Genomic DNA, 20,711 nt, shown 5'->3' on the forward strand with positions numbered 1-20,711 from the left:
TTCGGTTTATAGTAAGCGTATGATTGAGTTAATGTTTTCTGAGGCAAGTGGTTAAACATGGATATCGGCTTAAGAGAGTGGCTAATAATTGGGGGACTTCTAGTTATTGGCCTAATTATTTTCGACGGATGGCGTCGGATGAAGGGCCAGCGAAACACTCTAAAAATAGACATAGACAGAGGCTTCGTTGATTCTGTAGAGACAGATGTTGCATCAGGAGCTCACAATCCTGAGCTGCCAAATGGCGGGGCTCGTGCTTTACCAGAAGAGGGACGTGAACAGTCTTACGGTCATGAAGCGAGTGTTGCGTCTCATTCTTCAGAGCGCATCGACCCAGGTTTTGAGCATTTAAATGATTATGTTGAACCTAGCGCTTATGCCACGGGTGGAACTGAAGTTGATTCTGCTCAAGTAGTCGATAGCAAACAGGAATATTTATCTTCTGATCAGGACTTAGATTTAAGTCCGAAAGAACATCATGAGAACACTCGCTACGAACAAGTGCCAAACGCATCGTCAGAGTATAAGCATCAACAGATATCTCAAACGTCTATTAACACGTCCAACCAGCAGGAAGAACTAGATCCTCTTTTTGATGAAATACCAGAAATCCTGTCACCTGTTAGAAAACAAGAAGTCGTTAGTAATGCTCATTCGAGTTCTGCCCCGACTGAATATTTAGATCTTGAACAGCCAATAACGGTCTTGATGCGTCAAGCCTCTGAAAATATAAGCAAATCTGAAACTTCTCAAGCACAGGAGGAGATGTTTTTTTACCCGGATGCACAAGAATCAGTTGAAAATGTGGAAGAGCCTTCTCTAGAAACTGCAAGCGAGCCTCAAGAGAAATACGAAGGTATCAGTTCAGTAGAACAAGTTGTTACTGAAAAAGAACCAATTTCAGATCAATCTTTTCTGCAGCATGAAGTTTCTGATGATACTCCGCAAGGAACTAATGATGTTATTCCAGAGTCTATTTCGATCGAACAAGATGATCTAGTTGAGCCAGAGCAGGACTCTTTGTTTGAAAATGATCGCTTAGAAAGTGCTAGAAGTGATCGTAAAGCTCGAGAGCAAGCTCCAGAACCTGAAGAAGTGCTTGTCATAACAGTCGTAGGCAAACAACAGCCTTTAGATGGACAAACCTTACTTCAGGTTGTGTTAGCTTGTGGTATGCGTTTTGGTGACATGAGTTTGTTTCATCGATTTGAGGAGGGTATTGATAAAGGGGCTGTGCAGTTTAGTATGGCTAATGCTGTTAATCCTGGGACCTTTGATTTAGAAAATATGTCTGAAATGACAACGCCAGGTGTAAGCTTCTTTATGTCAATGAGCGAGCCTGAAGATGCAAAAAATGCGTTTGAGTGCATGTTAGCGACTGCCGAAACAGTTTCAACCCATTTGGGTGGTGATCTATTAGATGAAAACCGCTCAGTTATGCGGCCACAAACAAAAGCGCATTATCGTGAGCGTATTCGTGAATTCGAAATGCATAAACTCCATAAGCGTAACCTTTCTTAATATATTCTTAGTTTTTAGTTACTATTCCTTTGATGGTTTTTGTATGGATACAGACAAAGCCTCAAAAGGTATTAGTGCGCTCGTTTAATTTAATAATATTCCATGTTTGATGATAAAACATTGTTTTAGGGTGATGCTGGTATGGTTGACGTAATAACAGAAATTAAGCAGCTTCGCGCTGAGATTGATCAGCATAATTATCGCTACCATATACAGGATGAACCCAGTATTCCCGATGCTGAATATGATCGACTTTTTCAGAAATTACAGGCATTAGAGAAGGATCATCCAGAGTATATATCAGATGACTCTCCTACTCAGCGTGTGGGTAGTGCGCCTATAAGCGGTTTTGAAGAAGTACAGCATGAAATGTCGATGCTATCACTTGATAATGCTTTCTCTGAAGAAGACCTGCGTGATTTTGATCGGCGTGTGCGAGAGCGCTTAGATGGTTTGTTAGAAGTACCCTATGCTTGTGAGCCTAAGCTAGATGGTATAGCTGTCAGTTTGATGTATGAAAATGGTGAGTTAATCAGAGGCGCAACGCGTGGTGATGGTTCAACAGGTGAGAATATTACACATAACGTCAGAACGATTCCTTCTATTCCGTTAAGACTTATGGGTGAAGGTATCCCTAATCGTCTTGAGGTACGTGGCGAAATTTATATGCCTAAAGCGGGCTTCAATGCGTTGAATGAGCGCGCACTAGCTAAAGGCGAGAAAGCATTTGTTAATCCTCGTAATGCAGCAGCAGGGAGCTTGCGTCAGCTTGACGCTCGTATAACAGCGACGCGCCCATTAGAAATGTGCTGTTACGGTATTGGTGTTTTCTCCGGCGGTGAGATGCCGGATACCCATGTGGATTCAATGCAGCAATTAAACCGCTGGGGTTTCAAAATAAGTCGCTACTTAGAGTTGGTGGAGGGTGCACAAGGTTGCTTTAGTTACTATCAACGTATGGCTGAGCTAAGAAATACCCTTCCTTATGAGATTGATGGTTTGGTATTTAAAGTAGATGAATACCAGCTACAAAAACAACTTGGATTTGTTTCAAGGTACCCTCGTTGGGCCATCGCACATAAGTTTCCGGCACAAGAAGAGATGACTCAAGTTGAAAGTGTGGAATTTCAGGTAGGGCGCACAGGCGCTATTACACCGGTAGCTCGTTTAAAACCTGTCTTTGTTGGTGGAGTTACTGTCAGCAATGCGACGTTACATAATATGGACGAAATCTCGCGCTTGGGTTTGCGCGTAAAAGACTGGGTTATTATTCACCGTGCGGGTGAAGTTATTCCTAAAGTAGTAAGAGTGGTTGTTGATAAGCGTCCTGTTGATGCTGAGGACGTTTGTTTTCCGCAGAGTTGCCCTGTTTGCGATTCGGACATCGAAAAAATTGCAGGTGAAGCAATTGCTCGTTGTAGTGGTGGTTTGAGTTGTTCGGCACAACGTAAAGAGGCTTTGCGTCATTATGCATCTCGTAAAGCTATGAATATTGATGGGCTTGGTGAGAAACTGATTGATGCGCTGGTGGATAAGGAATTATTGAAATCCGTTGCTGATATTTACTTATTACAGCATAAGGACATTGCAGGGCTGGATCGTATGGGCGATAAGTCTGCGGATAATTTAATAGCGGCTATTGAAAATTCAAAATCCACCACTTTAGCTCGTTTTATCTATTCGTTAGGCATTCGTGAAGTCGGAGAGGCTACAGCGCGTAATTTAGCCAATGTGTTTGGTGATCTTAGTGCGGTAGTTGAGGCCAGTGAGGAGCAATTATTAGCAGTGCCTGATGTTGGTGAGGTAGTTGCGCACTATATAAAAACTTTTTTTGTACAAGTGCACAATCTTGACGTTGTTACGGCCTTACAAGAAGCAGGTGTTCATTGGCCAAAGCTAGAGTCAAATAATCTAGAGAATCAACCTTTGCTTAATAAAGTGTACGTTCTTACCGGTACGCTTGAGTTAATGAGTAGAGACGATGCAAAAGGAAAATTACAGCAGTTAGGGGCTAAAGTATCTGGAAGTGTTTCAAAGAAAACGGACTGTGTTGTTGCGGGCCCTGGCGCGGGTAGTAAGCTGGCTAAAGCTGAATCTTTAGGGATCTTGGTGTTAGACGAAAATGCCTTTGTGAGCTTATTGGTTTCTTATGGGGTTGCTGCATCATGATCGTGCCAATAGAGTCTATCTCTGCTGAAGCTCTTGAAGGCATGATTGAAGAATTTGTGACACGCGATGGTACAGATTATGGCTATGATGAAACACCTCTTGCTTTGCGTGTAGAGCAAGTTAAGAAAAAGCTGAAAAATAAAGAAATTGTAGTGTTATTTAATGAAGCAACAGATGAAGTTAACTTGGTGCTAAGTGAGCGTCTAAAAGGTTAAGTGCTAGGGCATCTTCGAATATTTATAGATAAAATTCATTGCTTTTGTTTCTTGTATTTATTTTATAGTTTATGCCCAGCTTTCAATGTGTGAACCGCTGATTAATAAGCGTAAAAGATCTGATCGGCAAACTATACCAAGGAGCTGGTTGTTTGCATTAAAAACGGGCATAGCATTGATTTCATATTCGATGAAACTAGAGGAAATAACTGAAATGTCAGTTTCAGGTGATGCTGCAATTAACTGTCGAGTATAAAAATTAGCAATACTGACAGGGGATTCCTTCCCGTGTTCGATAATATCAATATGCGAGATGATACCAACGGGCTCATTATCTGCATCAGTTACCATTAAGTGGCTAACATGTAACTCTTGCATTCTTGCCCAGGCTGCTTTGAAGGTGACTTCACGCGCAATTGTGTGAACAGGGTGGCTCATTACTTGAGCTGCTTTTAGTTTGGTTGCTTGTTGCTTCTTTTTTTCGGGGTTAAGTGCGCTATAAGTGTTTTGCGTTTGTTCTTGAGGTTTTTTGCCACCTTCACTGTTGAGGTACTGAGTAAAATTCTCGCCATCAGCGTGTACTTTTTTCTCAACGCCAGCGCTGTCGTGAAGTCCTTTAGAGGGGGCGGTGCTTTCAACCCCGTGCGTCGGGAAGATTGACTTTACTGGTGTTTCAATGCGATTGCCGTGGTCAATTACAATTAACGACATAAGTATTTCCCAAAGGTTGCGGTTGCCTACTACTATTATTTTAGCTTATTGCATAACTATCGGCTGCAACGGCTACTCCTTGATAGTTGGTACGTGCTTGTTCTTTCCTTTAATCAATGATTTTATAATAAAACGAGCTGGGTGAAGAGCGTGGCAGATCTCGCGTGGAATAGGCAAAGGCTCAGAGCATATGCTTGATGCTAGATACTCTGCAATGAGTGGGGCTGTAATTAGCCCTTTTGAGCCATGGCCTACATTTACATAAAGGCCTGGGTGTGATTCTGCTGGGGCATTTTTAAACGCCCAGTTCTTGTCGTCTTGTAATTTAGAATATTGATCTAGATAAGCTGAATAAACAGGTGCTGGGCCTGCAATGGGCAGGTAGTCAGGTGTAGAGCAGCGATAGCCAACTTTTCCATCCCATTGAGTAAGGGCTGGAAGGTTCTCTGCAAAAGAGCCTGCCGCATTACGTATCATTGACAGATTGCTCTTGTGATCCTCTTCTCTTAACTCTGGGGATTGGTCATGCAAATCAAATGTAGCACCAAATGTATACAGTCCATCTAACGGAGGAGATATGTAACCTTCGCCACAAATTACGGTTTTTAAATCATTTTGCATGACGTGTTTTTGTGTGACAGAAACCTGCCCTCTAATTTTTTTTATAGGTAAGTGTTTAAGTTGCTCGAACTCATTAGCGTGTGCTGCGGATGCAACGATGACAATATCGGCAGTGTGTCGCTGATCGTTATGGTCGATTACTGTCCAGCGACTATCACTCTCTTGAGCTAATGATGTAATAGACGTGGAAAGTGTTAACTTTATGTTTGAATGTTCAATAATTTTTCTGCAAAAAGCTCTGGGTTGAACCCACCCTGCACGCGGAAAATATAAAGCTTGGTGTGTTATAGGAGTACTTGCTATCTGAGATGCTTGCTCGGGAGATTTGATGGAAACAACATCACTAGAGTAGTCACCGCTATTTACGATAGCATTTTGTTTGATTGATTCCTTTTCTGACATGGCGAGTTGAAGTACGCCGCACTGTGATGCTATTTGGTTATCTAGACATTGATAGATGTTAAGCAGCCGCAGAGTGTATTCTAAACCACATAAATGCAACTCACCTCCACGTGTTGGCTTGGTGGGAAGTTTTGCATAGAGCGCTCCTTGGCGATTGCCTGATGCCTCTTGGCAAATATCATTACATCGATCTATTAATTGAACGTTAATTCCTCGACGAGCAAGCGCTTCTGCAGTCGTGCATCCGGCCAGCCCTGCGCCGATAATTATGGCGGTGCTTGGCTTCTTGGTATCAGGGAGAGTAAACCATGGATACTTTTCTGATGGTATAGCGGTTTTACGTTGTAGAAAAGTCCCTGACAGCATCTCTCGTTTTTTTCCATACCCCGGCTTTTTATTCATAGTGAAGCCCTCATTGCTGAGCCCTTTTCTCACAAAACTAGCGGCAGCATACGTCGCTAATGTACCGTTTTCTTTGGTTAGTCTAGAAACTTGAGAGAATAATTCGGGGCTCCACATGGCAGGATTTTTAGCAGGAGAGAAACCATCGAGATACCAGGCATCAATGGCTGAATCAACTTGTCGTAAGCTTGTAAGAGCATCTCCTATGCATAGGGTTAAGTAAAAACGGCCTCCATCAAAAATGAAGCGATGCATACCCTGAACATAAGGTGGGTACTGCGCTAGTAGTTGTTTTGAATAATGATGAAATTTAGGATGGTCTGATAGAGCTTTTTTTAAATCAAAGTAGGTGAGTGGATAGAGTTCTGTTGATAGAAAGTGCACGCCATAAAGTGGATAAGTAGACAATTGGCTGAAAGCATCTAAGGTGCAGAGTAAGTTTGAACCAGTACCGAATCCAGTTTCTGCAATGGTTAAGCTAGAAGCAAGCTCGTTTGTGTAACGCTCTATTAGTTTATTACCTTCGATAAACACATAGCGGCTTTCCGCAAGACCATCTGCCAGGCTGCAATAAAAATCACCAAAAGACTTAGAAAGGGGGGCTCCTTCAGACCAGATAAGCTCAGCATGGCACTGCTTCATGAAAATTTACTCATAAATGTAAACATATATTGTAAGGCAAGATGTAATGAGGATCGAATATATGGGAACATGGTTTGAATATAATTCGATAGTAATTGAAGAGCGTAGGGTGTCGTAGTACCGCTACAACTGCTGTGCTAAAATTACCAGTTATCTGATTAATGCCAAAGAAATATTTTATGTGGTTTTGCGAAGGTCATCCGATTGGATGGCTGGTTTATATTTTAAGTGCTTTACCTCAGGATAAGAGATGTTTTAACTCTCTGAATGTACCTGAATAACACTAATCGTAATTAATGATATTTTGCTCTGTTTTCGAGCTTTTTTGAAAGGCGTCTCAATGAACTTTACTACTCATGATACTCGTATAGCAATTCTTGGTTTAGGCTATGTAGGGCTTCCGTTGGCTGCCGAATTTGGCAAGCATGTGGCGACGTTGGGTTTTGATATTAATAAAGCTCGATTAGAAGAGTTGCAGGGCGGGTTTGATAGCACTTTGGAAGTCAGTAATGAAGAGCTAGCGCAAGCATCATTGTTAACATATAGCGCTGAAATTGATGCGTTAAAAAGCTGTAATGTTTTTATTGTGACGGTGCCAACTCCCATTAACGAGCATAAGCAGCCCGACCTTACACCTCTGCTAAAAGCGAGTGCGGTTATTGGTAAGGCGCTAAAGCAAGGGGATGTTGTCATTTATGAATCTACTGTATACCCGGGAGCTACAGAAGAAGAGTGCGTTCCTGTTCTAGAGCGCGAATCTGGTCTTGTTTTTAATAAGGACTTCTATTGTGGATATAGTCCTGAGCGAATTAACCCAGGTGATAAAGAGCATCGTGTTACCAGTATTTTGAAGGTTACTTCGGGCTCAACTCCGGAAGTGGCTGATTTTGTAGATAATCTATACCGCTCAATTATTACCGCAGGGACTTACAAAGCAAGTTCTATTAAGGTTGCTGAAGCGGCGAAGGTTATTGAGAACACGCAACGTGATGTCAATATTGGTTTAATAAATGAGTTAGCCGTCATTTTTAATAAACTAGACATTGACACTGAAGAAGTACTGAAAGCAGCTGGAACTAAATGGAACTTCTTGCCTTTTCGGCCGGGTTTGGTGGGTGGTCATTGCATCGGTGTTGATCCTTACTACCTGACTCATAAGGCGCAATCTGTCGGTTATCACCCGGAAATCATTCTGGCTGGTAGGCGTTTAAATGATGGTATGGGAGCTTATGTAGTCAGCCAATTAGTTAAATCAATGTTGAAGAAAAGAATTCAGGTTGATGGTGCTCGTGTGCTGGTGTTAGGCCTTACTTTTAAAGAAGATTGCCCAGATCTGAGAAATACAAAAGTAGTTGATATTGTGGGCGAGCTTTCAGATTACGGTATTAGTGTTGATTGCTACGACCCATGGATCAGTGCTGCAGATGCAGAGCATGAATATAACATTACACCCGTATCAGCACCTGATCAGGGTGTTTATGATGCAGTCATTGTCGCGGTAGCTCATAAACAGTTTAAAGAGATGGGCGCTGAAGGTATTCGTGCATTTGGTAAGCCTGAGCATGTGCTTTATGATCTTAAATATATCCTACCAGCTGATGCTGCTGACCTTCGCCTTTAAGGAAGAAATATGACTCGTTACGAACAAGTTAAAACAGAATTGTTGGCAAGCCCTAAAACGTGGTTAGTGACTGGCGTCGCTGGTTTTATTGGGTCAAATTTACTTGAAACTTTGCTCAAGTTGAATCAGAAAGTCGTAGGGTTGGATAACTTTGCTACAGGGCATCAGCGAAACTTAGACGAGGTACAGTCTTTAGTGTCTGCCAGCCAGTGGGAAGGGTTTAACTTTATAGAAGGGGACATTCGACAGATTAAAGATTGTCAGACAGCTTGTGTTGGTGTTGATTATGTTTTACATCAAGCTGCGCTTGGCTCGGTTCCGCGATCTATTAATGATCCGATAACGACCAATGAGACGAATATCAGTGGCTTTCTAAATATGTTGGTTGCTGCACGTGATGAAAAAGTAAAAAGTTTTACTTATGCCGCAAGCAGTTCGACGTATGGTGATCACCCTGCGTTGCCTAAAGTTGAAGAAAATATTGGCAACCCACTTTCGCCATATGCGGTTACTAAATATGTAAATGAGCTTTATGCTGACGTTTTTGGACGTACGTACGGTTTTAGCGCCATTGGCTTACGCTATTTTAATGTTTTCGGGGCTAGGCAGGATCCAGAAGGTGCTTATGCTGCAGTCATACCAAAGTGGACCGCAGCCATGATTTCTGGCGAAGAGGTTTTTATAAACGGTGATGGCGAAACGAGTAGAGATTTCTGCTATATCGATAATACTGTGCAGATGAATATTTTAGCTGCTACAGCGGAGCAGGCCAGTGAGATTGGGGTGCTTAATGTGGCAGTAGGAGATAGAACCACATTAAATGAATTATTTCATATGATTCAGGGGGCTCTGCAAACAGAAGGATTTACCATTAGGCAAAAAGAGCCGGTATATCGTAGTTTTCGAGCGGGTGATGTAAGGCACTCGCAAGCTTCAATAAGCAAAGCAGAATCAGCATTAGGGTATAGTCCAACATTTAAAATAAATGAGGGCATCTCGACTGCAATGAGTTGGTATATTAAAGATTCAAGGAAGTAATGTCAGGAGATGTTATTTCTTGTTATGCGCTAGGTATTAGTCGATGGGAACTAGCGCATAGTGTTGGGTTTACAGAGAGTGGTGTACTTCCCGAGCAAGGGGGGGGGCTGTCGGTGCAGTTGATGCTTATTTATATCTAGCTTGCTTTCCTTGCTATACCACGAGTAAGAGCAACAATTTTGCAGTTTGTAGTAGGGCATTAAAATTGTTTTTAAGGTAGCCGACTACCCTGTAAGTGATTGATCTCGCGTATAAGAATCTATTATGAAAGGTAGCTACCTTTCGTGAGGTAAGTGATTGTTTTTATGGGATGGCATAATAATATGTTACGTATAATAGATATTTTTTTTGCGTTGCTGGGTCTTTTGGCAGGTTCGCCATTATTACTGATCATATATGTAATGGGTTATTTCGATACAGGTTCACCTTTATTTTTTCAAGAGCGCGTTGGTATTAATAAAACAGCTTTTACATTAGTAAAATTCCGTACGATGAAAATTGAAACGGTATCAGTTGCGAGCCACTTGGCATCCTCTTCTTCTATTACGAACTTGGGTGTATTTTTACGAAAAACCAAGTTAGATGAGTTGCCTCAGTTGTGGAATGTTGTAAAAGGTGACATGAGCCTTGTTGGGCCGCGACCAAATTTGTTTAATCAAAAAGAATTAATTGAAGCACGTGAGGAAGTGGGTGTTTATGATGTTAGGCCTGGTATTACTGGCTTGGCACAAATTAATGAGATAGACATGTCGACACCTCAGTTGCTTGCAAAAACTGATGCGCAAATGATCCTAAGTATGTCATTGATGAACTATTTCACGTACATTTTTAAAACGATTACAGGCAAGGGCGCAGGTGATCGAGTCGAGTCGGCGAAAAAATAATATACAATAGCTCTCCATGCTTTATTTATAGTGTTTGATAGGGATAGGCAGTTTTTCTATTATCGCTATATCACCCTGTTAATTTTTGGGAAATTAGATGTTAAAAGTGATGGACTGGCTTTTTAGGCAGCCACGCAGTGTTAAGCGTGTTATTAGTCTTACTTTCGATGTGGTTTTCATTACGCTAGCTTTCTGGGGTGCCTATGTCCTTAGGTTAGAAAGTTTTGAATTGCTAGCATCTGCAAAGCATTGGGGGGTGTTGTTCATAACAATGGCAATCACCTTATTTTGTTTTATTCGTTTGGGTTTATACCGAGCAGTATTACGTTATTTGAGTCATCATGCTATTAGTGCGATCTTAATCAGTATTGGTGTGTCTGTCGTTGTAGTGGTCGTTTCTGCGCACTACTTTCATGCTTTTCTGCCACGTTCAGTACCCGTATTTTATGGTGCTTTTGTACTGATATTGTGTGGTGGTGCTCGTATTTTAGTCAGGGCTTTATATAACCAAACGACTAAACGCCAAAAAACTCCCGTGATTATTTATGGAGCAGGCTCTTCAGGTAGGCAGCTAAACACGTCATTACTGCATGGTAACGAATACAGAGCGGTTGCGTTTGTAGATGATAATCATGTGCTGCACAGAAGTATCTTGCAAGGGTTGACCGTTTACTCACCGACGGGGCTTTCTTGGCTAGTTGAGCGTTTTGGTGCAGAAAAATTATTGTTGGCTCTGCCAAGTCTTTCACGGCAACGCCGGCGTGAAATTATTGAAGGCTTAGAGGGATTGCCTTTAGAAATTCTTACCATTCCTGGTATGGCAGACCTCGTTAGCGGTACTGCTACGGTGAGTGAGTTACAAGAAGTAAGTATTGATGATTTGCTAGGACGCGATTCTGTTGAGCCTTTTCCTGAATTAATAGCTGCAAATGTTCAAAATAAAGTGGTTATGGTTACTGGCGCTGGTGGATCGATAGGGTCCGAGCTTTGTAGGCAGATATTAAATCAACAACCTAAAGCACTCGTTTTGTTTGAGTTGTCTGAGTTTTCTTTATATCAAATTGATCAGGAATTATCGGGTCTGTCTCTTAGTGCAAATTTAGGTGTGCGGATCGTGCCTTTATTGGGTTCTGTACAGCGGCAAAATCGTTTAGAAGCTGCAATGAGCGCCTACGGTGTCGAGACTGTATATCATGCTGCCGCCTGTAAACACGTCCCGCTGGTTGAATATAATGTTGTTGAAGGTGTTCGAAATAATATTTTTGGGACATGGCGTGCTGCTGAAGCAGCAGTAAATACAGGTGTAGAAACTTTCGTTTTAATTTCGACCGATAAAGCCGTGAGACCAACCAATATTATGGGGGCGAGCAAGCGCTTGGCTGAATTGGTATTGCAGGGTTTAGCTCAACGACAATCCGGTACTCGTTTTTGCATGGTTCGTTTTGGAAATGTCCTCGGGTCATCAGGCTCAGTAGTACCGTTATTCAAGAAGCAAATAAAGTCTGGAGGTCCCATTACCTTAACGCATGAAGAAATAAAGCGTTATTTTATGACAATACCTGAAGCTGCGCAGCTGGTAATTCAAGCAGGCTCTTTGGGGAAGGGGGGGGATGTCTTTGTACTCGATATGGGAGAGCCTGTTTTTATAATTGACCTCGCTCGTAAAATGATTCGTTTAATGGGTTATGAAGTTAAAGATGCACAGAATCCACAGGGTGATATCGAGATACGGGTGACAGGATTACGTCCTGGTGAAAAGCTTTATGAAGAGCTTTTAATTGGTGAAAATGAGCAGCCAACATTACATCCCAGAATTCGTACAGCGAAAGAAGTATCGCTGTCGTGGAATGAGATGTCAGATTTTTTAAAGGACTTGAATCTGGCCTGTGAGGCTTATGACCAAGAACAAATTAGAGCGCTATTGTTGAGTGCGCCTTTAGCATTTAACCCTCAAGCAGGGATTTTTGATTTATTATGGGTGGAGAGACAAAAGAGTCATTCTCTTTAAACTCTTTTATTCAAGATCTTGGCATGTCGTAAATAAAGGACTTTCTTTAATGGTTTGTACTAGCCGCTGAGTCGCTTCATTGATTTTAACCGCTGTAAATACTGTTACCTCTGTCTCTGGGAGGGTAGGCAGCTCATCTTCAATTATTAGTAGATCATTATCCAAGGTATGCTTCGGGATAACCGCAATGCCAATACCTGCTCGTACAGCAGCGAGTACGCCGGAGCGACTCTGGCTGGTAAAGGCAATGCGATACGGCCTTCCTGTAGCCTCTAATGTGTTAATAGCATAGTTTCTGTGATAACAACCCTCATCAAATACAGCGAGTGGTAAAATATGCTGGTTATGAATAGGGTGCTCTTTAGCTCTGACCCACACTAATTTATCTCTCCTTAGGCGTGTTCCGCCACCGGAATTTGCTGGCATTTCTACTAATGCGATATCAATTTTCCCTTGTTCAAGCATATCGGTTAGATAGTTGGGTCTGTGATCACAGAACACTTCTAATTGTGCCTCTGGATAACTAAGGATAAATGCCTTAAGCAGTGGTGTCAGAGTTCGGCTTGCATACTGGTCGTGAGTCCCTAGACGCACTGGGCCAATGACATCAATATTTTGAAATGATCCAACAATTTGGTCGTGTAGATTAAGAAGCTGTTGTGCATGAGATTTCAATTGCATCCCAGTAGCCGTTAACCTTACGCCGTGCTGGCCGCGCTCCATAAGAGGGTTTGCAACAAGTTCTTCTAAGCGACTTAATTGCATGCTTATTGTTGAGGGAGCTTTGTGTAATCGTGTTGCGGCTGCAGTGAGATTTAATGTCTCTGCAACGACCATAAAGGTTCGTAGTAAGGTAATTGGTAAATCTTTCATATTTTAGAATTCATAAATTTTGATCATAACTTTCAATATATATCAATTTATTGAACTGTGACAAGCTATTATGATGCCTAGTCAGGGTGTTTGCACCGTTAAACAATTTCTGGGTAGCCGTCTTAAAGTAGGGAGAGTGTTGGTGCGAATGACCACAACTTTTGGAATTAATCAAATTATCAGCCATGGTTTCGGTGTATTCCTATTTGCTGCAGTGGTCCCTATGATGCGGGAGTCCATAGTTATCAGTCACTGGGATTTGGCAGCGATAGGGGCATTAACACAACTATCTTACCTTGGGGGGGCTATGTTGCTCGGAGTGCTTGGGCATAAGGTTAATTCTGGTCTGTTGGTATTGATAAGCGGTTCGGTGACAAGTGCATTGCTCTTTGTTATGGCGGTGTTAGATGATGCTAAGTTAGTGCTGCTGGTACTTACTTGTATGGCGGCCAGTGCCGCAATTAGTTGGGGGGCTATCGTTGAGTTGATAAGTAGGTATGCACGTCCTGAATATTGCTCAACGTGTTTATCAAGCGCTTCTAGTGGTACTGCTTGGGGCTACGGCCTGAACGGATTGATTATTTTATTGGTGGTGCCGTTGCTTGGTTGGCGAAGTAGCTGGGTCTTAGCTGGCTGCTTGGGTGCTATGACGGTTGTTTTGACGTGCTTGCTGTTGAAAAACCTTAATCAGCGTTCGCTCACTAAAACAGCGCCTAACACGGGTGCGTTATCGGTGCGGCAGCTTATTACTACTATTATGTATGAACGGGCGGCGTTCTTTGCTTGTTTGATTTGCTTTCTTGTTGGCTTTGCAGCGATGCCATTTTCTACTTGGTTGAATACATATTTGGCAGAGCTAATGCTTCCTCCTGCATTGGGTGGATATACATGGATGGTGGCAGGCGTTGTGGGGATGATTGCTGGGTTCTTATCGGGACAGCTCGCTGACAGCAAGGGTCATGGAATGGCTTTGCTACTAGTGTTTGGGGGCTTCTTTTTAGGTATGTTTGCATTTGTTTACAATCCTGCAGATTTTGCAGTGTTCGCAGGAGTTGGATATGGTTTGATGTACTTTCCTATGTGGGGGATTATTGCTGGCTGGGTTCATAAATATTACTCCTCAACCGTGACAATGCAGATTAACGGTATAGGTATGGTGGCATTCGGATTAGGTGGAGCGTTTGGTAACCTTATGGCTGGTGTTGTTCAGGATATTAGCGGGAGTTTGGAAGGTGCTTATTGGGTTATAACGGCCGATGCGCTACTGCTGTTGGTGTTAGCGATACATATTTATCTGACTGAGCGAGAGAAAGTACCGTGTAGTTTTGAAAATGGGTTGTCAAGTTAGCTATTCATCGGGTATTAGTCTGAGTGTTTATTTAAGTCGTAAGATAGCAAGAAAAAAGTGCGCTCTTTAATGGACTTATTTCTGTTAATTTTGGCTAGGGTCGCGTGTTTTTTCTGTGACGTTAACAACGCCTTTGGTGTCTCTCGTTGTTATAAAAAAGGAGCAGTTTAGTGATTAAGGAGAAATATTAAAAAGAGGTAGGATTGATAATTATAATGGCTTATTGAGATATCTAGGATCTTAAATTGCACTAGAAGTAAGATGTTTCAATTGAGCTTTGAAAACAACGAGAAACTATATAAAGCTCATAACGTATTGTTTTTATTGCAAAGGGGGTGGTGGGCCTAGCAGGACTCGAACCTGCGACCGATCGATTATGAGTCGAGCGCTCTAACCAACTGAGCTATAGGCCCCCAAAGAGACGCCAATAATACAGATTCTGTATCATTGGCGCAATAGCTTGATATGCAAAGAAAAAATTATTCGTCCAAGAAGCTGCGTAAGTGATCTGAGCGACTCGGATGACGCAATTTTCTCAACGCTTTAGCTTCAATCTGGCGGATACGTTCACGTGTCACATCAAACTGTTTGCCCACTTCTTCAAGCGTATGATCAGTATTCATGTCGATACCAAATCGCATACGAAGTACTTTGGCTTCGCGAGCGGTAAGGCCGGCTAAAACTTCTCGCGTCGCCTCGCGAAGGCCTTCGCCAGTCGCAGAATCAACAGGGGATGTGTGATTACCGTCTTCGATGAAATCACCTAGGCTGGAATCTTCATCATCACCGATAGGTGTTTCCATCGATATTGGCTCTTTTGCGATTTTAAGAACCTTTCTAATTTTATCTTCTGGCATCTCCATGCGTTCTGCTAGTTCTTCCGGTAACGGCTCGCGGCCCATTTCCTGTAGCATTTGACGAGAGATACGGTTCAGCTTATTGATCGTTTCGATCATATGAACTGGAATACGAATAGTTCGCGCCTGATCTGCAATAGAGCGCGTTATAGCCTGTCGAATCCACCACGTAGCATAAGTAGAGAACTTATAGCCCCTGCGGTATTCGAACTTATCAACTGCTTTCATCAGGCCGATGTTGCCTTCCTGAATCAGGTCGAGGAATTGTAAGCCACGATTTGTATATTTTTTTGCAATTGAGATAACTAAGCGCAAGTTTGCTTCTACCATCTCTTTTTTAGCGCGTCGAGCATGCGCTTCACCGATAGATAAGCGGCGGTTAACATCTTTTATGTCTGATAAAGATATCTGTGCTTCTTCTTCGAGCTGGACCAGTTTACGTTGGGCGCGCTGGAGATCCGGCAAGTTGATCTTCATTGCTCTTGAATAGTCTGCACCTGATGCAATCATCTTTTCAAGCCATGTTGTATCTGTTTCGTTGCCTGGAAATTCTTTGATAAAGAAAATTCTTGGCATTTTGCAGCGTTGAACACAGATACGCATAATGGTGCGTTCTTGCTGACGTGTGCGAGCAATGTAATCTCTCACACGTACAACGAGTGTTTCGTAAAAACGTGGAGATAGCTTAATTGGAGAAAAAGAAACAGCAAGTTCATCCATCGCTGTACTGAAAGCTTTGCTTTCTCTGCCATTTTTTTCGATGGCTTCGTAGACGGCAAGTAAGTTGTCTTTAATTAGTGTAAAACGAATGCGGGCTTCTTCTGGGTCCGGGCCGCGTTCGCCTTCTTCTTCGTCATCGTCGCTGTCGTCTTCTTCTGCTTCAGCGTCTTCACCTAGCTCTTCCTGAATAGCAGCAGCTTCTGCTGCTTGAGCTGCGATGACGCTATCAGGATCAATATAACCACTGAAGATATCACTTAAGCGGCCTTCTTCTTGAAGCACTGAATTATAAGCTTCAAGAATGATCTCTACAGAACCTGGGAAAAAAGCCAAAGCCGACATTACTTCTCGAATGCCTTCCTCTATACGCTTAGCGATGACAATCTCACCTTCGCGCGTTAGAAGTTCAACAGTACCCATTTCGCGCATATACATGCGGACAGGGTCCGTTGTGCGTCCAGCGTCAGATTCAACCAGAGCAGCTACTGCTTCCTCATCAGTATCTACTGTTGAATCACCTTCTTTCATCAGTAGAGTTTCGGCGTCAGGTGCTACTTCAGACACAGGAATACCCATGTCATTGATCATACGGATTATATCTTCAACCTGATCAGGATCGGCGATATCTTCAGGCAGGTGATCATTCACCTCAGTATATGTGAGATAGCCTTGTTCTTTACCGCGAGCTATCAGTTCTTTGAGACGAGATTGCTGCTGAGAGATGCCAGTCATAGATGTCCTACGATGATGCGATTTTGAACTACATAAAATGTGAGCGCGACATTATAACGTTGAGCTCTTGCCAAAGCCAGCTTAAACCCACGATACGTGTTTAACAGGTTTAACCTTAGTCTATTTTTAGGATATTGGGGTGAATTTAGAAAAAACAACTGCTTATTTTATTGATGTTAGGGAGCGCAGCCGTTCTTTTTCAAATTCTGTGAGAGAGGATAGAGGCTTTTTCTGTAATTCTTCCAGCTCTGACTCTTGTTGTCGTGATAAAAGCCTTGTCCATGCTTCATCAAAAAGTAGGTTTGGATCTCCATTTAATACAGGATCTAGATGAGAAATTTCACTTAACTGCAATAGATGAGTGTTAAGATTTTGATCGTCACGCCAATCTATTAGTAATGGGCCTAGAGAGTTTGTTTGCGATTGTTTTAGATAGCTTAGTAAAAGGCAGAGTAACTCTATATGTGGTTCCTTTAGATCGGCTAGTTGTTTGGGTTCATGCACTTTAGCTGCTAGCTCAGGGTGATGTAATAATAATGAGATAATATGGCTGCATAGGCTCGCAGTTTGTTGTTTAGGGTGCGTGAAAGCTCGCTTTTGAGAACCTGTTGGTGCTGTTTGCTTCGTGTTTTTTGCGTAAGGCGCTTCTGGTTCGGGTATGCTTTGTGTCAAGTTGATAGTGCTGTTTATTTGCTCAAGGCTTAAGCCTGTGACCTTGCAGATGCGATCCAGCATCATTTGTTGGAGTAGGCTTGTTTGCATGCGGTGTATCAGTGGTAATGCTTTGTTGCTAAATCTTGCTTGCCCATCCATGGTAGTCATATCTGTATCTTCCGCTAAGGAGCGAAAGAAAAATTCAGAAAGAGGTAGTGCCTCGTCTAGATGTTTTTCGAAACCTTCTTTAGATTCAGTACGTACTAATGTGTCTGGGTCTTCGCCTTCAGGGAGAAATAGAAAACGTGCTTCTTGACCGTCTTTTATGACGGGCAGTGTTGTTTCCAGTGCGCGTTCTGCTGCTTTTCTTCCTGCGTTATCGCCGTCAAAACAAAATATGATTTCAGGTACTGTTTTGAATAGGCGTTCAAGATGCTGAGTTGTTGTGGCTGTGCCCAAAGTGGCAACGGCGTATGTTATGCCAAATTGAGAAAGGCTAATAACATCCATATACCCTTCAACAATAATAATGCGCTCTAATTTTTGCGAAAGCTTACGTGCTTCATAAAGGCCATAAAGCTCACGGCTTTTGTGAAAAGTATCAGTTTCCGGGGAGTTTAAGTATTTGGGTTTATCGTCGCCAAGTACTCGTCCGCCAAAGGCGATCACGCGGCCGCGCATATCGCGAATAGGAAAGATGATTCTTTCTCTAAAGCGATCATAAAGACTGTCTTTTTCTTCATGCCTAATGAGCATGCCGCTTTTCTCAAGCAGTTCTAAATTGGTAGGAGTACAACCTATTTTTTTAAGAAGATTATCCCAGCCGGGAGGGGCATAGCCAACACCAAATGTTTTCGCAATCTGCCCCGTTAACCCTCTGGATTTGAGGTAGGTGACGGCTTGGTCGCGATGGGCGTTTGACTTAAGTTGGTCTTGGTAAAAAATGGCGGCTTCATCAAGAATGTTATATTGCGCTTTATATTCGTTGCGCTGTTGCTCTTGATGTTCGTCTCTAGGTACATCAACGCCGACAAGTTTGGCGACTTCTTCTACCGCTTGGGGGAATTCAAGGCGATCATACTCCATAAGGAATCCGATAGCGTTGCCGCCTGCTCCACAGCCAAAACAGTAATAAAATTGCTTATCAGGGCTTACAGAAAAAGAGGGAGATTTTTCTTGATGAAAAGGACAGAGTCCGGAGTAGTTTTTACCGGATTTTTTAAGTTTTACACGACCGTCAATCAGGTCAACAATGTTGACGCGAGCAAGAAGATCATCAATGAAATTTTGCGGTATACGTCCGGCCATCTTCTACTCAATCATGGGGATTGAAGAGAATCTTAACGTGCTAGACGCTCTTTTACGAGTTTCGAAACCATACCCATGTCGGCACGGCCTTGCAATTTTGGCTTTAATTCAGCCATGAGTTTGCCCATATCTTGAGCTCCGCTCGCACCAGTGGCGGCGATAGCTTCGTCTAGGACGGTACTTATTTCTTCATCAGTTAGCGATTGCGGCAAGTAGGTTTTAATCACCTCCAGTTCTTGTCGCTCGATATCCGCCAGGTCAGTGCGGTTCGCTTTGTCATATTGTGAGATTGAATCACGTCGTTGTTTGGACATTTTGTCCAATACGGCAATGATTCTTGCATCATCCAACTCAATACGCTCATCTACCTCGATGCGTTTGATTTCTGCCAAAATTAAACGAATGGTTCCCAGCAGTGCTTTTTCTTTTGCACGCATTGCTGCTTTCATCGCTTCAGTAATCTGTTTCTTGAGTACTGGCATTATGGCCTGGCCTGTGTTGAATAATGGTTAAATCTCGAAAAGATGTTGCTGCGTCTTAGTACATGCGTACGCGACGTGAAATATCACGAGATACTTTCTTAGCATGACGCTTAACAGCTGCTGCTGCTTTACGCTTACGAACAGATGTTGGTTTTTCGTAGAATTCACGCTTACGTACTTCAGCTAGAACACCAGCTTTTTCGCAAGAACGCTTAAAACGACGAAGTGCAACGTCAAATGGCTCGTTATCTTTTACTTTTACTGCAGGCATGTTTATTAAACCCAAATCTATTGATAAAAACACATTTAAGAGAGTCTTCTTAAATGAGGCGCTAAATTTTAAGGCCAAGTGTATTAATTGTCAAAGTGATATTCGTGTAATTGTGCGATATATAAGTGATAATGCTGTAGTTCTTAGATATTTAATTGAGTGATTTGTAAAGATGATAGTGTTGGGGATTGAAACCTCTTGTGATGAGACCGGTGTGGCTCTCTATGATAATGAAAAAGGCTTGCTGGCAGATACTCTCTATAGCCAAGTAGCAATGCACTCTGAGTACGGCGGTGTTGTTCCTGAGTTGGCGTCACGAGATCATATTCGTAAGCTTTTACCACTGGTAACTGAAACACTGAGATTAGCAAATTTAAAAGCAGCAGATGTAGATGCTGTTGCCTATACGGCAGGTCCTGGCCTCGTTGGTGCTTTAATGGTGGGGGCTGCTACCGGGAGGTCAATGGCGATGGGTTGGGGAGTGCCGGCTATCGGTGTGCACCATATGGAAGGACATCTTCTTGCTCCTATGTTGGAAGATAATCCTCCCGCCTTTCCGTTTGTAGCACTCTTAGTGAGTGGAGGTCATACGCAGCTTGTTAAAGTTGAAGGTATCGGTCAGTACCAGTTGCTTGGAGAGTCATTAGATGACGCCGCAGGTGAAGCTTTTGATAAAGCCGCAAAAATGCTTGGACTAGATTATCCGGGTGGGCCATTAATTGCTAAGCTTGCTGAAAAGGGCGATCGTACTAGGTTACGCTTTCCTCGCCCGATGACTGATAGGCCAGGATTAGATTTTAGTTTTTCTGGCTTGAAAACTTTTACGATGAACACCATTCGCGATCATAAAGTTGATGGGCTGCTATCTGAAACAGATAAAGCTGATATCGCCGCTGCATTTGAAGAAGCCACTGTGGATACTTTAGCTATTAAGTGTCGACGTGCTTTGCAGCAGACAGGGCTAAAGCAGCTGATCATTGCCGGTGGTGTTAGTGCTAACCAGCGCTTACGTGACGGCCTTGAAAAAATGGTTAAAAAGGAAAAATCTCAACTCTTTTATGCACGTCAAGAGTTTTGCACTGATAACGGCGCTATGATTGCCTACGCAGGATGTCAGCGTTTGCTTGCGGGGCAGTCAAGTGACTTGGTGATTGAGGCTAAGCCACGTTGGGCAATGGATCTATTAGAATCTTGTCGCTAGTTTAATAAGAATTGAACATTTGATAATTAGG

Annotated in this window: 17 protein-coding genes and 1 tRNA gene; 10 read left to right on the top strand and 8 right to left on the bottom strand. The window is 42.6% G+C overall.

Translation table 11 applies throughout. The annotated features are described in order from the left end of the window. The first annotated feature begins 57 nt into the window (after nucleotides 1-57). The 3 genes from zipA to QZZ55_RS00530 all read left to right on the top strand — a co-directional run bounded on the left by zipA (nucleotide 58) and on the right by QZZ55_RS00530 (nucleotide 3,905). A complete protein-coding gene (gene zipA / locus QZZ55_RS00520; protein ID WP_293264181.1) occupies nucleotides 58-1,521 on the top strand; it encodes a cell division protein ZipA in 1,464 nt (487 codons plus the stop codon). A 141-nt stretch (nucleotides 1,522-1,662) separates the two neighbouring features. Then, nucleotides 1,663-3,690 (top strand): NAD-dependent DNA ligase LigA, encoded by a 2,028-nt coding sequence (gene ligA / locus QZZ55_RS00525; protein ID WP_293264183.1) that lies wholly within the window; start codon nucleotides 1,663-1,665, stop codon nucleotides 3,688-3,690. Further along, nucleotides 3,687-3,905 carry a YheU family protein gene (locus QZZ55_RS00530; protein ID WP_293264185.1) on the top strand — a complete coding sequence of 73 codons (219 nt, stop codon included), beginning with the start codon at nucleotides 3,687-3,689 and terminating at the stop codon, nucleotides 3,903-3,905. The genes ligA and QZZ55_RS00530 overlap by 4 nt, the downstream gene beginning before the upstream one ends. 69 nt (nucleotides 3,906-3,974) lie before the next feature. Here QZZ55_RS00530 and QZZ55_RS00535 read toward each other — a convergent pair whose 3' ends face one another. Both QZZ55_RS00535 and mnmC read right to left on the bottom strand, forming a co-directional pair. Next, nucleotides 3,975-4,616 carry a CBS domain-containing protein gene (locus QZZ55_RS00535; protein WP_293264187.1) on the bottom strand — a complete coding sequence of 214 codons (642 nt, stop codon included), beginning with the start codon at nucleotides 4,614-4,616 and terminating at the stop codon, nucleotides 3,975-3,977. 72 nt (nucleotides 4,617-4,688) lie between these two features. Further along, nucleotides 4,689-6,683, bottom strand: coding sequence for a bifunctional tRNA (5-methylaminomethyl-2-thiouridine)(34)-methyltransferase MnmD/FAD-dependent 5-carboxymethylaminomethyl-2-thiouridine(34) oxidoreductase MnmC (gene mnmC, locus QZZ55_RS00540; protein WP_293264189.1), 1,995 nt, complete (start codon nucleotides 6,681-6,683; stop codon nucleotides 4,689-4,691). A 340-nt stretch (nucleotides 6,684-7,023) separates the two neighbouring features. Here mnmC and tviB point away from each other — a divergent pair, with 340 nt between their 5' ends. From tviB to QZZ55_RS00565, 5 genes are all read left to right on the top strand, one after another. Further along, nucleotides 7,024-8,304, top strand: coding sequence for a Vi polysaccharide biosynthesis UDP-N-acetylglucosamine C-6 dehydrogenase TviB (gene tviB, locus QZZ55_RS00545; RefSeq protein ID WP_293264191.1), 1,281 nt, complete (start codon nucleotides 7,024-7,026; stop codon nucleotides 8,302-8,304). 9 nt (nucleotides 8,305-8,313) lie between these two features. Further along, complete coding sequence (locus QZZ55_RS00550) at nucleotides 8,314-9,342, top strand: NAD-dependent epimerase/dehydratase family protein (RefSeq protein WP_293264193.1); 1,029 nt, start codon at nucleotides 8,314-8,316, stop codon at nucleotides 9,340-9,342. Beyond that, entirely contained in the window at nucleotides 9,342-9,482 is a 141-nt protein-coding gene (locus tag QZZ55_RS00555; protein ID WP_293264194.1) for a hypothetical protein, read from the top strand. Before QZZ55_RS00550 ends, QZZ55_RS00555 begins: the two co-directional genes overlap by 1 nt. Before the next feature lie 183 nt (nucleotides 9,483-9,665). After that, a complete protein-coding gene (locus QZZ55_RS00560) occupies nucleotides 9,666-10,226 on the top strand; it encodes a sugar transferase (RefSeq protein WP_293264195.1) in 561 nt (186 codons plus the stop codon). Between the two features lie 97 nt (nucleotides 10,227-10,323). Continuing rightward, nucleotides 10,324-12,234: a nucleoside-diphosphate sugar epimerase/dehydratase gene (locus QZZ55_RS00565; RefSeq protein WP_293264196.1), complete on the top strand. Its 1,911-nt coding sequence runs from the start codon at nucleotides 10,324-10,326 to the stop codon at nucleotides 12,232-12,234. Nucleotides 12,235-12,240: 6 nt separating this feature from the next. On the opposite strand, the gene QZZ55_RS00570 is transcribed toward QZZ55_RS00565, so the two are convergent. Beyond that, the gene (locus QZZ55_RS00570; RefSeq protein ID WP_293264198.1) at nucleotides 12,241-13,107 is read right to left on the bottom strand and encodes a LysR substrate-binding domain-containing protein; all 867 of its coding nucleotides are present in this window, start codon (nucleotides 13,105-13,107) and stop codon (nucleotides 12,241-12,243) included. Between the two features lie 148 nt (nucleotides 13,108-13,255). On the opposite strand from QZZ55_RS00570, the gene QZZ55_RS00575 reads away from it, so the two are divergent. Then, on the top strand, nucleotides 13,256-14,455 hold the full coding sequence (locus tag QZZ55_RS00575) for an MFS transporter (RefSeq protein WP_293264200.1): 1,200 nt from the start codon (nucleotides 13,256-13,258) through the stop codon (nucleotides 14,453-14,455). A gap of 336 nt (nucleotides 14,456-14,791) precedes the next feature. Here QZZ55_RS00575 and QZZ55_RS00580 read toward each other — a convergent pair. The 5 genes from QZZ55_RS00580 to rpsU all read right to left on the bottom strand — a co-directional run bounded on the left by QZZ55_RS00580 (nucleotide 14,792) and on the right by rpsU (nucleotide 19,479). Further along, nucleotides 14,792-14,868: transfer RNA gene (locus QZZ55_RS00580), tRNA-Ile, on the bottom strand. Nucleotides 14,869-14,934: 66 nt separating this feature from the next. After that, nucleotides 14,935-16,803, bottom strand: coding sequence for an RNA polymerase sigma factor RpoD (gene rpoD / locus QZZ55_RS00585; protein ID WP_293264390.1), 1,869 nt, complete (start codon nucleotides 16,801-16,803; stop codon nucleotides 14,935-14,937). Between the two features lie 123 nt (nucleotides 16,804-16,926). After that, nucleotides 16,927-18,726 carry a DNA primase gene (dnaG, locus tag QZZ55_RS00590; protein ID WP_293264202.1) on the bottom strand — a complete coding sequence of 600 codons (1,800 nt, stop codon included), beginning with the start codon at nucleotides 18,724-18,726 and terminating at the stop codon, nucleotides 16,927-16,929. A 32-nt stretch (nucleotides 18,727-18,758) separates the two neighbouring features. Next, nucleotides 18,759-19,208 carry a GatB/YqeY domain-containing protein gene (locus tag QZZ55_RS00595; protein ID WP_293264204.1) on the bottom strand — a complete coding sequence of 150 codons (450 nt, stop codon included), beginning with the start codon at nucleotides 19,206-19,208 and terminating at the stop codon, nucleotides 18,759-18,761. Nucleotides 19,209-19,263: 55 nt separating this feature from the next. After that, complete coding sequence (rpsU, locus tag QZZ55_RS00600) at nucleotides 19,264-19,479, bottom strand: 30S ribosomal protein S21 (protein ID WP_028471240.1); 216 nt, start codon at nucleotides 19,477-19,479, stop codon at nucleotides 19,264-19,266. Nucleotides 19,480-19,651: 172 nt separating this feature from the next. On the opposite strand from rpsU, the gene tsaD reads away from it, so the two are divergent. Further along, the gene (tsaD, locus tag QZZ55_RS00605) at nucleotides 19,652-20,680 is read left to right on the top strand and encodes a tRNA (adenosine(37)-N6)-threonylcarbamoyltransferase complex transferase subunit TsaD (RefSeq protein WP_293264210.1); all 1,029 of its coding nucleotides are present in this window, start codon (nucleotides 19,652-19,654) and stop codon (nucleotides 20,678-20,680) included. The last annotated feature ends 31 nt before the right edge of the window (nucleotides 20,681-20,711 follow it).

Source organism: Neptunomonas sp., from assembly GCF_016744175.1.
Taxonomy (GTDB): domain Bacteria; phylum Pseudomonadota; class Gammaproteobacteria; order Pseudomonadales; family Balneatricaceae; genus Neptunomonas.